The sequence below is a fragment of the Streptomyces sp. AHU1 genome (assembly GCF_045343905.1).
GTDB classification, from domain to species: Bacteria; Actinomycetota; Actinomycetes; order Streptomycetales; family Streptomycetaceae; genus Streptomyces; species Streptomyces triticiradicis.
The window spans coordinates 1,517,586-1,530,110 of sequence record NZ_CP174283.1 but is presented as its reverse complement, the minus strand read 5'-3'; the positions used below and the strand labels follow the sequence as shown (position 1 = coordinate 1,530,110).

Here is a 12,525-nt window from a genome sequence, read left to right as displayed (position 1 = left end):
AGCGAGACCGAAGCCGCAGCCGACTCCACTGCGGTGGCCCTCCGCGTGCCCTGCTGCGTCATGGTCACCCGCGCCCGCGAGCGGGGTTGCTCCCGGGGCCGCAGGGCAGCGATTGCCGCGCCATCCGGGGCCCACGCGGGCAGGCGATGATGCGCTGAGCGCCCACCGGGTGAGATGTCCGAGGGAAGGGCGGCCGCCCGACCCGTACGTACGACAGGACCCCCGTATCCGCCGTGCCGCCGCCTCCCGGCAGCGAAACTGGACGCATGGACACGACGATCACCGTCCCCCGCGCCAAGGTGCTGCGGGACCGCTACCGCAGCCGACTGCCCGAGCGCTTGCAGGAGGTGGCCGGCCCCGTCGAGGGTGACGTGGACCTGCCGCTCCACATCGTCTGGTCCGGGCGGACGAGCTACAGCCTGGATCGTCCGAAGTCCCGCATGACGCTCTACCGGACCGTCCTCGCCGAAGGGCTGAGCGAGGACCTGGTGGCTCTCCTGCACCACCGGCTGCTCACCGAGCAGTGGCCCGTGCTGCGACGCTTGATCAGTCCCTACATCCGCGAGGTCTGGGAGGACGCCTTCCCCGAGCTGCTCCGCACCGCTCCGGCCGGCACGACCGCCGCGTGAAGCTCACTCCACTCCCCGTGCCCCTGCCAACAACCGGCTGACCATGTAGGACACGGTGTTAGGCGTTGCTCCACCCAGTTGTGCTGGAATATGAGTCCAGCAGGTCCACCACGAAGACCAGGGTCGAGCCCGGCGGGATCAACGGCGAGGGTGACTGATTGCCGTACCCGAGACGCGGGGGAACGATGATCTCGCGTCGGCCGCCCACCTTCATCCCTCTCACCCCCCGGTCCCAGCCCTTGATGACCTTGCCGCTGCCCAGGGTGAACTTGAACGGCTGGTCCCGGTCCCAGGAGGCATCGAACTCCTTCCCGGACTCGAAGGTCACCCCGACATAGTGGACCCTGACCACCATGCCCGGCTTGACCTCGGCTCCGTCCCCGACGACCAGGTCCCGGATGGCCAGCTCGGCAGGAGCGTCGCCCTCGGGAACGTCGACCTCGGGCTTTGTCAGTTCACTCATTGCAGCCTCATCACTTTCCGTCGGAAGCCGTCGGACCATCCGGGGACATATGGACTCTCCGTGCAGCAGATGATCACGCTACCGAGAGCGCCGGTCCGCGCCTTCGCTTCTCGATCGCGGTCCTGAGCCCAGGTGGTACCTGCGTTTGGACAGACCCCAGTGCGCCTGCTCACCGCGGTGATACCAAGTGAGTCCACCCTCTCGGCCCCGCTCCGAGCTCGCACTCGTCCACGGACAGGGGTCGAACCGGCTCCGGGTGGACCGTGTGCTGTTGATCCTCAACTCGCCTGACGATACGTCGGGCAAGTCGGTGTCCACTCGGCATCAGTCCCACACGGTTCTTCGCGCGTGGGTCGAGCCGGTGGTGCCGCGGCAGCCTGGTCGGCGCAGAAACGCGCAGGCGGGGTGCCTGGTCGTAGCAGCGCACGATGTTCCTGGAGGTCTTCGAGTCGAAGGCGCGTCGATGTACAGTGTGGGCCGCCCTTGACCTGCAAAAAGCGGGCAGGGAGCAGACGATTCGGGAGCTTCTTCATGCTTCGTACCATGTTCAAGTCCAAGATCCACCGCGCCACGGTCACCCAGGCCGACCTGCACTACGTCGGATCCGTCACCATCGACGCCGATCTGCTCGACGCCGCCGATCTGCTGCCCGGCGAGCTCGTCCACATCGTCGACATCACCAACGGTGCCCGCCTGGAGACGTACGTCATCGAGGGGGAGCGTGGATCGGGGGTCGTCGGGATCAACGGAGCGGCGGCCCATCTCGTGCACCCCGGTGACCTGGTGATCATCATCAGTTACGCTCAGGTGGCCGATGCCGAGGCGCGGACGCTGCGGCCGCGGGTCGTGCACGTGGACCGCGACAACCGGATCGTGTCCCTCGGCGCCGACCCGTCCGAGCCGGTACCGGGTTCGGACCAGGAGCGCAGCCCGCAGGCCGTCACCCTCTGAGCGGCGGCGCGGCGGTATCGCAGGATTCCAGGACCCAGGACCGAGGAGTACCCGTGAGCGACATCGAGATCCGCGACGACCGGCCGGCCGGCCGCCTCGAGGCCTTCGCAGAGGGCCAAGTGGTCGGACACATCGAGTACTTCGTCCTGGAGGAGCCCGCGCGGGCCCTCGTCCCGGTGCACACGATCGTGGAGCCGGAGCACGAGGGCAAGGGCATAGCGGGCTCCCTCGCCCGCGAGCTGTACGGCATCGCCGCACGCGAGGGCGTCGTCGTGGCCCCGCTCTGCCCGTACGTCGTGAGGTGGGCCGAGCGGCACCCCGAGGAGGCCCCGGCGGCCGATCCGGAGCTGCTGAAGGCGGCGACGGAGTGGCTCAAGGCGCATCCGGGACGTTTCTGATGGCCCCGGATCCGGTTCCGGCCCCGGCCCTGGGCCCGGATCCGGTTCCGGCCCCGGCCTTGGTTCCGGATCCGGTCCCGGCCCCCGTCCCGGATCCGGCGCCGCTCCCGTCCCCGTTCGGACCGGTCGCCCTGCTGCACACCTCGTCGGCGCACGTCCCCGTCTTCGACGCGCTGCGCGACGCGGACCACCCGGGCCTGGAACTGCGCCACCTGGTCGACGAGGAACTGCTCGCGAGAGCCCGGCGCGAGGGGCCCGACGCGGTGGCCGGCGAGGTGCGGACACTGCTGGCCTCGGCCGTCGCCGACGGTGCCCGCGTCGTCCTGTGCACCTGCTCGACCATCGGCGCGGTCGCCGAACGGACCGACGCCGGGGTGCCCGTGCTCCGGGTGGACCGTCCGATGGCCGCCGCCGCGGTCGCCGCGGGACCCCGGGTCGTCGTCCTGGCGACGGTGGCGAGCACCCTGGGACCGACCCTCGCCCTGGTCGAGGAGGAGGCCCGCCGCGCGGGCCTCCCCGTCGAGGCCCGTACGGCCCTGGTCGACGGCGCGTGGGCGCTGTTCGAGGCGGGGGACACGGACGGCTGCGCCCGAGCGGTGGCCGATGCCGCCGACGCGGTCGTCGACGCCGACGCGATCGTCCTCGCCCAGGCGTCCATGACCGCGGCCGAGCGGCTCACCACGACCCCGGTGCCGGTGCTGTCGAGCCCCCGGCCCGGACTCGCCGCCGCGGCGGACGCGGCCCGCGGGGTGCGTGCCGGATAGGGCCCGCGGGCCGTCCGGGTGATGCGCCCGCCGGTTCGACGGACCTTCCGGTACGGTCCGCGGTCGTCGCCGGGCGCCTCGGCCCCGGCGCGTCCGCTCACCTCACGGCACGGTCCGGGTTGCGCCACCCGGGCGCCGTTCCCCGCGCGGCGGGGTGAGTGGGGGCTCGGGCGCTGGGTACGCGGGAGACAAGTCCAGAGGGCGACGTACCGACTGGCTGGAGGATTGCCATGACACAGCCGTATCCCGATCCCGTACCGCCGGCACCCACCCCCGGGCCGAGCCCCGAACCCCCGGGGCCCTCTCCCTTCCCCGACCCCGTGCCGAACCCGGGCGGACCCGATCCGGGGCCCGGACCGTCCCCCGGTCCCGGCCCGGTGCCGAACCCGGGCGGGCCCGACCCCGTACCCGGTCCGGAGCCCGTACCGTCCCCGTCGCCGGTCCCGAAGCCGCCGGGTCCCGACCCGGTACCGGAACCCCAGCCCCGGCCGGAGCCGCTGTCCTGACGGGCACTCTCCGTACGCACGCCGAAGCCGTCACGACCCCTGACGCGGGCCGTGACGGCTTCGGCGTGCGTACGGTGTGCGGCCGGGACGAGAGGAAGGGGAACCGTCCCGGCCGTCGGGGGCCGGGACGGTTCACTACACTCCCCGGGTGAACGAAATGCGGTGCACCCAGTGCGGTGTCGTGGGGCTGGAGCCGGGCTTCGTCGAGGACTCGGGGCAGGGGGCTCGCGGGTTCGCGCGCTGGGTCCAGGGCGCTCTGGAGCGGGGCCCGCTGGGCGGCGCCAAGCTGATGGGCCGCCCGCGCTGGCAGATCGACGCCTTCCGCTGCCCCGACTGCGCCCACCTGGAACTGTTCGCCGCCCGGCGGAGCTAGGTCCACCCGGCCCCGCCGAGGGTCCGCGTCCGGGCCGCTACGCCTCGACCTCCGAGCGGTCACCGCCCCACAGCGTGTGGAACGATCCCTCGCGGTCCGTCCGGCGGTACGTGTGCGCCCCGAAGAAGTCCCGCTGCCCCTGGGTGAGCGCGGCCGGCAGGCGCTCGGCGCGCAGGGCGTCGTAGTAGGCGAGGGCCGCCGAGAAGCCGGGGGTGGGCACGCCCTGGAGGGTCGCGGCGACGAGCACCTCGCGCCAGCTGTCCTGGGCGGCCGCGATCTCCTGGGCGAACGTCTCGTCCGACAGCAGGCTCGGCAGGTCGGGCCGGGCGTCGTAGGCGGCGCGGATGCGGTCGAGGAAGGCCGCCCGGATGATGCAGCCGCCGCGCCAGATCGAGGCGACGGAACCGAGGTCGATGTCCCAGTCGTACTCGTCGCTGCCCGCGGTGATCTCGTGGAACCCCTGGGTGTACGAGACGATCTTCGACGCGTACAGCGCCTGCTCGACCCGGTCCGCGAAGGCCGCGGCCTCTGACTCGTCGAGCTTCTGCGCCGTCGGACCCGCGAGGCCGCGCGAGGCCTCGCGCAGTGCGGCGTGACCGGACAGCGAGCGGGCGAAGACCGCCTCGGCGATCCCCGACACCGGGACGCCCAGGTCCAGCGCGATCTGCACGGTCCAGCGGCCGGTGCCCTTCTGCTCGGCGCGGTCCTGGACGACGTCCACGAACGGCTCGCCCGTCGCCGCGTCCACGTGCGACAGCACCTCGGCGGTGATCTCGATCAGATACGAGTCGAGCCGGCCGGTGTTCCACGTGCGGAAGATGTCCGCGATCTGCGCGGGGGAGTACCCGGCGACGTCGCGGAGCAGCTGGTAGGCCTCGCCGATGAGCTGCATGTCGGCGTACTCGATGCCGTTGTGGACCATCTTCACGAAGTGTCCGGCGCCGTCGGGACCCACGTGCGTGACGCACGGCGCCCCGTCGGCGGCCTTCGCGGAGATCTTCTCCAGCATCGGACCGAGCGAGGCGTACGACTCGACCGAGCCGCCCGGCATGATGCTCGGCCCGTTCAGCGCGCCCTCCTCGCCGCCGGACACGCCCGTGCCGACGAAGTGGATGCCCTGCTCGCGCAGCGCGCGCTCACGGCGCCGGGTGTCCGCGAAATGCGCGTTGCCACCGTCGATGATCATGTCGCCGGGCTCCAGGAGCGGGGCGAACTCCTGGATCACCGCGTCGGTCGGCTCGCCCGCCTTCACCATGATCACCAGACGTCGGGGCCGCTCCAGCGCCTCCACGAACTCCTTCGCCGTCTCGGCCGCCACGAACGTGCCCTCGTGGCCGAACTCCTCCACCAGCGCGTTCGTCCTCGCCACGGTGCGGTTGTGCACGGCGACCGCGTAGCCGTTGCGTGCGAAGTTGCGGGCGAGGTTGCGCCCCATGACCGCGAGACCCGTGACGCCGATCTGGGCTGAAGTGCTCATCCGGTTGGCTCCTAAGAAGTGCGGTAGGTCCGTCGGCCGGTCCGGGAAGATCCCGGTACCGGCACGGTCGGTCGTGCTCGCCAGTATTGCCCCAGGCCATCCTGACGTGTCGCGGGTGTCCGCGCAGGGGAACGTCCCGGCGCCGCGAGGGCGGATTTCGGACAGGCCGTGCGGTGCCGGAGGGCAGCGACCGGTGTGTCGGGCGGACCGGACGCGGTCGCCGCTCCCGCGCGGCCGGGGCCGGCGAGCGGGCCGCGAGCCCGGCGCCGGACCCGGGAACCCGATGTCGGCGGGCCCCGGAGCGGTCGGCGGCGCCCCTCGGCGCGGCGCCTGACCGGTCACCCACCGTGCCGGGGGCATCCGGTCCGAGGGCCGTCCGGGACCCGGTCGACCGCCTTTCGGGAGCGACCGGTTGCCGTCTTGTCCCGTCCTGTTCCCGGCGCTTACTTTTGCCGCTCCTGACGCACGTCTAGGGGGGCTCCTTCATGGCCGTACGCGGCCGGCACCGCCGGTATCAGCCGAACAGGATCAACCGCGCCTCACTCACCGTCACGGTGGGCGGCGCCGGGATCGCGCTCCCGCTGGTCGGTGCCTCGGGCGCCCACGCGGCCGACGTCGGGACCTGGAACAAGGTCGCCGCCTGCGAGTCCAGCGGCAACTGGAGCATCAACACCGGCAACGGCTACTACGGCGGACTGCAGTTCACCCGGTCCACCTGGGAGGCGTACGGCGGCCAGGCCTACGCCCGGCGCGCGGACCTGGCCACGAAGGACCAGCAGATCGCCGTGGCCGAGAAGGTGCTGAAGGGCCAGGGGCCCGGCGCGTGGCCGGTGTGCTCGGTGCGCGGAGGGCTGACCGCAGGGGGCGCCGCCCCCGACATCAGCCCGGAGGGGGCCGCGACCCGGACGGCGAACGCGACACGGACGGCGAAGCAGCGGTCCGTGCGGGACGTGAAGCCGCAGGTCACACCGCAGTCGCGGGCGGGAACCGCCGAGATGTACACCGTCGTGCGCGGCGACACGCTCTCCGGCATCGCCGACTCCCGGCACGTCCGGGGCGGGTGGCAGGGGCTGTACGCCGCGAACCGCACGACCGTCGGTTCCGACCCGGACCTGATCCTGCCGGGCCAGCGGCTCGCCCTGAGCGGCGGTACCCAGGCACCCGCGCACACCCGGCAGGCGCCGGCGAAGAGCCCGTCGAAGACGCACCCCCGGACGCCGGAGAAGAAGACACCGGAGAAGAAGACACCCGCTGAGAAGGCCCCGGCCACCAGGACGCCCTCGCACACGACGGCCCCGGCCAGGACCGGGACGCACGGACTCGTGGCCCCGGTGCACGCGGCGACCGGCACGGCCTACCACGCCGCCGGCTCCCACTGGTCGAAGGGCTACCACACGGGCGTCGACTTCCCCGTGCCGACCGGCACCTCCGTCGCGGCGGTCGCCGCCGGGCACGTGCTCAGCTCGGGCTGGGGCGGATCGTTCGGCTACCAGGTGGTGATACGGCACGCCGACGGCCGCTACACGCAGTACGGCCACCTCTCCGCGATCTCCGTGAAGGCGGGGCAGAGCGTGGTGGCCGGTCAGCGCATAGGCCGCTCGGGGTCCACGGGCAACAGCACGGGCCCGCATCTGCACTTCGAGGTGCGGAGCGGGCCCGGCTTCGGATCCGACATCGACCCGGTGGCTTACCTCCGGGCCGGCGGCGTCAGGATTTGACTCGGGTGCGGTGGTGGTTGACGAACGGCATGGGCACGTAGGTCGCGCCGAGCACGGCGGTCAGGTACGGCAGCTCGTGCCCGGCCGCCGGGCGTTGCGCGGCGGCGGCCCCCGCCGCCGGAACGGCGGCCTCGGACGGAGCGGGTACGGACATGGCCTCGGACGGAGCCGGTACGAATGCGGTCGCGGGCTGCGGAGCCGGGAGGAACACGTCCTCGCCGCCCGCCCGCTGAGCCCGCGGTACGCTCCCGGTACCCGCCTGCGCGGCCGCCACGAAGCCGTCCGCGCCGTCGGCGGGACCGGGCAGCCCGGCCAGCAGTTCCGCCACGGCGGCCTCGGCGTCCGTGAGGGCACCGAGCCCGGCGGTGACCGGGACGGCGGGCTCCGCGAGACGCGGCCGCGAAACGGCCGGCTCGGGGAACCGGGGTTCCGACAGGGCCGCGACGGCCGCCGGTGCGGGGGCGTCGGCGGGCCGGTGCGTGTCGTCGCCCGGCTTCCCGGCATCCGCCTCCGGCACGGAAGCGGACTCCGGGACGGCGGCCGCGGATCGGTCGCCGCTGTCGGCCCGCTCGGCGCCGATCCGCTCGGTGGTGAGCAGGATCAGACCGCCCGCCGCGACGACGCCGCAGCCCAGGGCGAGCACGGTACCGGTCGTTCCGTAGCGGAAGGTCTCGCCGAACATCGTGATGCCGACGGCGGCCGCCACGACGGGGTTCACGACCGTCAGGGTGGCCAGCGGAGCCTCCAGGCCCGCACCCCGGTAGGAGGCCTGAGAGATCAGCATGCCGGCCGTCGCGAAGGCGCCGATGGCCGCGAGGCTCGACAGGTCGGCGAGCGAGACGTGGTGCGACCAGTCGACCGCCACGGTCTTGGTGAACACGGAGGACATGCTGAAGGCGATGCCCGCCGCGACCGCCAGCAGCACACTGCGCACCGCGGGGTGCCGGTGCGCCGCGCGTCCCGCCACCATCAGGGCCGCGACCGCGCCGCCCGACACCACACCCAGCGCCAGGCGCTGGGTGTTGCTCAGGGACTGCGCGTCGGACGCGCCGACCAGGGACAGCAGGCCCGCGAGACCCACGGTGGCCATGATCGCGCCGCGCCAGGCGGCGGCGCCGGCCCTGCGGCCGACGAACAGGGCCGCCATCGGAAGCGCGAAGACGATGGTCAGCGCGCCGAGCGGCTGCACGAGGCTCAGCGGGCCGAAGGCGAGGGCGACCACGTGCAGCAGCCCGCCCAGGCCGGTCAGCGCCACGGCCGCCCACCAGCCGGGCCTGCGCAGGGGAGCGTAGGTCTGGCCGGGAGAGGTCATCGCGACCTGCTCCTGGATGATCGCGCCGCCCGCGTACGCGACGGCTGAGACGAACGAGAGCACCACGGACAAAGCGAGGGCACTCATGAGTCCCTCCTCTGCGTACGGCGCGGGTCGGCGGCCCGGCGCGACGAACGGTCGGCTTCCATGCAAACAACGATGCCGCGCGAATTAGTTCTCGTCGTCGTCCCTGAGCATTCAATGGGTCCTACTGCCGATGGAGTACGAATCGCCGGGTGTCCTCCCCAGGGTGGGCGACACCACGTCCTGATCCACTGGTGGTTCCCCCTAGGGGGCTTGGTACTACTGCTCCTCGTGGACCTCGACCCCGAACTCAAGGCGCTCGACGCGCTCGGCGGATTCTCCGTACTACGCACCGGCGTACCGCCGCGCGGCCCCTTGCCCACCCTCGCGAGCGCCTTCGCCGACCCGGGATCCGAGGGGCCCGCGGAGGTTTACGGAGATCCGATGACTTTCCGCGTCCGGAGGGTCGCGCGGAGTCTCCGGACGCCGGAACCGAGGGTCGCGGCCTCGGTCGCGCAGCAGGGGCTCGCGGCCCGCTTCTGGTCGATCGCCCTCGGCGCCGCCGCGCTCTGCGGGGAGCTGCCCGACCTCGATCCCGAGCTGCTGCACTGGGACCCGGACGCCGGCGCCCCCGACGACCTCTGGCTCGGCGAGGTCCGCTTCCGGCCCGTGAGCGATCTCGACGCGGTCGTGCGCGCCGGGCTGCTCGTACCGCTGAGCGCGGCCCTGCGCTCGCGCCACCGCGTCTCACCGGCCCTGTTGTGGGGCAACGCGGGCTCGGCCCTGGCCGGGACCGTGCGGCAGCTGGGCCGCTGGGCACTCGCCCACGGACGTCCGGACGTGGGGGAGCGGGCGAGGGCCCTCGCCGGCCCGCTCCTCGCGCACCCCGACCTGGCCGGCACCCTCGACCCCGGGACGCTGCGCCGCCGCAGCTGCTGCCTCTACTACCGGGTGCCCGGCGGCGGAGTCTGCGGCGACTGCTGCTTCGAGCGCCCGCCACGTCCGACGCCCGGCCGATCCTGACCAGGATTCCGCCGGCCCGCCGGGCCCGGCAAGCGGTGTGCTCCTCGCGGTCTTCCGTATCGGCTTCAACTGAGTGACCATGAAGGGCACCATCCGACCAGGACGGGGGTTGTGCGTGCGCGTGGGACTGCTGACCCGGGAGTATCCGCCGGACGTCTACGGCGGCGCGGGCGTCCACGTCGAGTTCCTCGCGAGGGAATTACGGGCCCTCACCGAACTCGACGTGCACTGCTGGGGCGAGGGCGCCGCCGGCGGAGTCGTCCGGCACCGGCCCTGGCCCGCCCTCGACGGCGCCAACGACGCCCTGCGCACCTTCTCCGTGGACCTCTCCATGGTCGCCGCGCTCGAAGGCCGCGACCTCGTCCACTCCCACACCTGGTACGCCAATCTCGCGGGACACCTCGGAAAGCTCCTGCACGGCATCCCGCACGTGATGACCGCCCACTCCCTCGAACCGCTGCGTCCCTGGAAGGCCGAGCAGCTCGGCGGCGGCTACGCCCTCTCCGGCTGGGCCGAGCGCACCGCCGTCGAGGCCGCCGACGCCGTGATCGCCGTCTCCGGCGCCATGCGCGACGACATCCTCGGCTGCTACCCGGACCTGGACCCGGCCAGGGTGCGCGTCGTGCACAACGGCATCGACACCTCCCTCTACCGCCCCGACCACGGCACCGACGTGCTGGAGCGGATCGGCCTGGACACCGGGCGCCCGTACGTCCTGTTCGTCGGCCGCATCACCCGGCAGAAGGGGGTGCCCCATCTCCTGCGCGCGGTACGGGACATCGACCCGGCCGCGCAGGTGGTGCTGTGCGCGGGTGCCCCCGACACCCCGGAGATCGAGAGCGAGTTCCGCGAGCTGTACCGGGAACTGAGCGCCGTGCGCGACGGCGTGCACTGGATCCCGCAGATGCTGCCCCGGCCCGATGTCGTCCAGCTCCTCACGCACGCGGCCGTGTTCGTCTGCCCTTCGGTGTACGAGCCGCTCGGCATCGTCAATCTGGAGGCGATGGCCTGCGGGACGGCGGTGGTGGCCTCGCGCGTCGGCGGCATTCCCGAGGTGGTCGAGGACGGCGGGACGGGTCTTCTCGTGCCGCTCGGGGACGACTTCGAGGCGGGGCTCGCGAGGGCCCTGGACTCGGTGCTCACCGATCCCGGCACGGCCCGGCGCATGGGCGAGGCCGGACGGCGGCGCGCGGTGGGGGAGTTCGGCTGGGACACGGTGGCCCGCAGGACCGTCCGGTTGTACGAGGAAGTCCTCGAAGCGGGGTAACCGTCCGGACAGGCGAACTTCGGTCAGGTGAACTTCGGAACGCGGGGCACGTCCGGGCAGCCGGACGTGGCCCGACCGGGCGTGGAAGGGGCGGCAGCATGCGGCGTGGTGGGCGCGGTGGACCTTCGGTGCTGGGAATCGTACTGGCGGGGGGCGAGGGCAAGCGGCTGATGCCGCTCACCGCGGACCGGGCGAAACCGGCGGTGACCTTCGGCGGCACGTACCGCCTCGTGGACTTCGTCCTCTCCAATCTCGTCAACGCCGACATCCTGCGCGTCTGCGTGCTCACGCAGTACAAGTCGCACTCGCTGGACCGGCACATCACCACCACCTGGCGGATGTCGAGCCTGCTCGGCAACTACGTGACACCGGTTCCGGCCCAGCAGCGGCTCGGGCCCCGCTGGTACCTCGGCAGCGCGGACGCGATCCTCCAGTCGCTCAACCTGATCCACGACGAACAGCCCGAGTACGTCGCGGTGTTCGGCGCCGACCACGTCTACCGGATGGACCCCCGGCAGATGCTCGCCCAGCACATCGAGAGCGGGGCGGGCGTGACGGTGGCCGGAATCCGGGTGCCGCGCGCCGAGTCGTCCTCCTTCGGCGTCATCAGCCCCGGTCCCGACGGCCAGAGCGTGCGGGGCTTCCTGGAGAAGCCCGCCGACCCGCCGGGACTCGCGGACGACCCCGAGTCCGTCTTCGCCTCGATGGGCAACTACGTCTTCACCACCAAGGCGCTGATCGAGGCGCTCCAGCGGGACGCCGAGGAGGACGGCTCCGTGCACGACATGGGCGGCTCGATCCTGCCGGCGCTCACCGAGCGGGGCGAGGCGCAGCTGTACGACTTCGGCGACAACCACGTGCCCGGCGAGACCGCCCGCGACCAGGGCTACTGGCGCGACGTGGGCACCCTCGACGCCTACTACGACGCCCACATGGACCTGATCGCCGAGCGCCCCGCGTTCAACCTGTTCAACCGGAGCTGGCCCGTCTACACGAGCTCGGGGCAGCTGTCGCCCGCGCGGTTCAACGCCGGGGGCATCGCCAGCGAGTCCATCATCAGCGCGGGGTGCCTGATCCGGGGGCAGGTGACCCGGTCGGTGCTCTCGCCGGGGGTGGTCGTCGACCCCGGGGCGGTGGTGCAGGGGTCGGTCCTGCACGACAACGTCAAGGTGGGGCGGGGCGCCGTGGTGCGCGGAGCGGTGCTCGACAAGAACGTCGAGGTACCGCCGGGGGCGACGATCGGTGTCAATCCGGAGCGGGACTCCGAGCTCTACACGGTCTCCGGGGGCGGCGTGATCGCCCTGGGCAAGGGGCGGCGCGTGCTCTGACCGGGGCCCGGGGGCCGCACATCCGGGGCTCCGGGCCGGATGTGCGGCAGGCCGGAAGCCGCCGGGTCGTGCGGCACGGCGACTTCCGGCCGTTGTCGGGCCTTGCTTGTCATGTCCCTGGACGGGGTGCGGAATCCCGTGCTGTCATGCCAACTGCCGTCGATGACAACGTCGTACAGCTCTGACAACGATGTCATCGCTCGGGGCGGTCCGGGAAGCGCCCTGTCCGGACGCGACGCGTCCCACGTGATCCCCTCCGGTTGCCAGGAAAGCCGGTCCCCCGCCCCGACCA

12 protein-coding genes are annotated in these 12,525 nt (G+C 72.7%); 9 read left to right on the top strand and 3 right to left on the bottom strand.

The genetic code is table 11. The features are described from left to right. Positions 1–266: 266 nt before the first annotated feature. Positions 267–629 (top strand): hypothetical protein, encoded by a 363-nt coding sequence (locus tag ACICHK_RS07020; RefSeq protein ID WP_406836230.1) that lies wholly within the window; start codon positions 267–269, stop codon positions 627–629. A 58-nt stretch (positions 630–687) separates the two neighbouring features. On the opposite strand, the gene ACICHK_RS07015 is transcribed toward ACICHK_RS07020, so the two are convergent. Further along, complete coding sequence (locus tag ACICHK_RS07015) at positions 688–1,092, bottom strand: FKBP-type peptidyl-prolyl cis-trans isomerase (RefSeq protein ID WP_406836229.1); 405 nt, start codon at positions 1,090–1,092, stop codon at positions 688–690. Between the two features lie 531 nt (positions 1,093–1,623). On the opposite strand from ACICHK_RS07015, the gene panD reads away from it, so the two are divergent. From panD to ACICHK_RS06995, 4 genes are all read left to right on the top strand, one after another. Further along, positions 1,624–2,043 (top strand): aspartate 1-decarboxylase, encoded by a 420-nt coding sequence (gene panD / locus ACICHK_RS07010; RefSeq protein ID WP_151474569.1) that lies wholly within the window; start codon positions 1,624–1,626, stop codon positions 2,041–2,043. Positions 2,044–2,096: 53 nt separating this feature from the next. Beyond that, positions 2,097–2,441 carry a GNAT family N-acetyltransferase gene (locus ACICHK_RS07005; protein WP_151474570.1) on the top strand — a complete coding sequence of 115 codons (345 nt, stop codon included), beginning with the start codon at positions 2,097–2,099 and terminating at the stop codon, positions 2,439–2,441. Beyond that, a complete protein-coding gene (locus tag ACICHK_RS07000) occupies positions 2,441–3,205 on the top strand; it encodes an aspartate/glutamate racemase family protein (RefSeq protein ID WP_406836228.1) in 765 nt (254 codons plus the stop codon). Before ACICHK_RS07005 ends, ACICHK_RS07000 begins: the two co-directional genes overlap by 1 nt. 663 nt (positions 3,206–3,868) lie before the next feature. Further along, positions 3,869–4,084 (top strand): hypothetical protein, encoded by a 216-nt coding sequence (locus tag ACICHK_RS06995; RefSeq protein ID WP_406841173.1) that lies wholly within the window; start codon positions 3,869–3,871, stop codon positions 4,082–4,084. Positions 4,085–4,121: 37 nt separating this feature from the next. Here ACICHK_RS06995 and gndA read toward each other — a convergent pair whose 3' ends face one another. Beyond that, a complete protein-coding gene (gndA, locus tag ACICHK_RS06990) occupies positions 4,122–5,561 on the bottom strand; it encodes an NADP-dependent phosphogluconate dehydrogenase (protein WP_151474573.1) in 1,440 nt (479 codons plus the stop codon). Between the two features lie 485 nt (positions 5,562–6,046). Here gndA and ACICHK_RS06985 point away from each other — a divergent pair, with 485 nt between their 5' ends. Further along, complete coding sequence (locus ACICHK_RS06985; RefSeq protein ID WP_406836227.1) at positions 6,047–7,279, top strand: transglycosylase family protein; 1,233 nt, start codon at positions 6,047–6,049, stop codon at positions 7,277–7,279. Here the strand turns inward: ACICHK_RS06985 and ACICHK_RS06980 are convergent. Continuing rightward, positions 7,269–8,678, bottom strand: coding sequence for a DMT family transporter (locus ACICHK_RS06980; protein ID WP_406836226.1), 1,410 nt, complete (start codon positions 8,676–8,678; stop codon positions 7,269–7,271). The two genes, ACICHK_RS06985 and ACICHK_RS06980, sit on opposite strands and share 11 nt — an antisense overlap. Positions 8,679–8,888: 210 nt before the next feature. Between ACICHK_RS06980 and ACICHK_RS06975 the strand changes: the two genes are divergently transcribed. From ACICHK_RS06975 to glgC, 3 genes are all read left to right on the top strand, one after another. Continuing rightward, positions 8,889–9,638 (top strand): (2Fe-2S)-binding protein, encoded by a 750-nt coding sequence (locus ACICHK_RS06975; RefSeq protein WP_406836225.1) that lies wholly within the window; start codon positions 8,889–8,891, stop codon positions 9,636–9,638. 115 nt (positions 9,639–9,753) lie between these two features. After that, positions 9,754–10,905 carry a glycogen synthase gene (glgA, locus tag ACICHK_RS06970; RefSeq protein WP_406836224.1) on the top strand — a complete coding sequence of 384 codons (1,152 nt, stop codon included), beginning with the start codon at positions 9,754–9,756 and terminating at the stop codon, positions 10,903–10,905. Positions 10,906–11,003: 98 nt separating this feature from the next. After that, positions 11,004–12,233, top strand: coding sequence for a glucose-1-phosphate adenylyltransferase (gene glgC / locus ACICHK_RS06965; protein ID WP_151474577.1), 1,230 nt, complete (start codon positions 11,004–11,006; stop codon positions 12,231–12,233). Positions 12,234–12,525 lie beyond the last annotated feature (292 nt).

Coding starts and splice junctions, on each gene's coding strand:
- ACICHK_RS07020 (WP_406836230.1), top strand. CDS start 267: ATGGACACGACGATCACCGTCCCCCGCGCCAAGGTGCTGCGGGACCGC.
- ACICHK_RS07015 (WP_406836229.1), bottom strand. CDS start 1,092: ATGAGTGAACTGACAAAGCCCGAGGTCGACGTTCCCGAGGGCGACGCT.
- panD (WP_151474569.1), top strand. CDS start 1,624: ATGCTTCGTACCATGTTCAAGTCCAAGATCCACCGCGCCACGGTCACC.
- ACICHK_RS07000 (WP_406836228.1), top strand. CDS start 2,441: ATGGCCCCGGATCCGGTTCCGGCCCCGGCCCTGGGCCCGGATCCGGTT.
- ACICHK_RS06995 (WP_406841173.1), top strand. CDS start 3,869: ATGCGGTGCACCCAGTGCGGTGTCGTGGGGCTGGAGCCGGGCTTCGTC.
- gndA (WP_151474573.1), bottom strand. CDS start 5,561: ATGAGCACTTCAGCCCAGATCGGCGTCACGGGTCTCGCGGTCATGGGG.
- ACICHK_RS06985 (WP_406836227.1), top strand. CDS start 6,047: ATGGCCGTACGCGGCCGGCACCGCCGGTATCAGCCGAACAGGATCAAC.
- ACICHK_RS06980 (WP_406836226.1), bottom strand. CDS start 8,678: ATGAGTGCCCTCGCTTTGTCCGTGGTGCTCTCGTTCGTCTCAGCCGTC.
- glgC (WP_151474577.1), top strand. CDS start 11,004: ATGCGGCGTGGTGGGCGCGGTGGACCTTCGGTGCTGGGAATCGTACTG.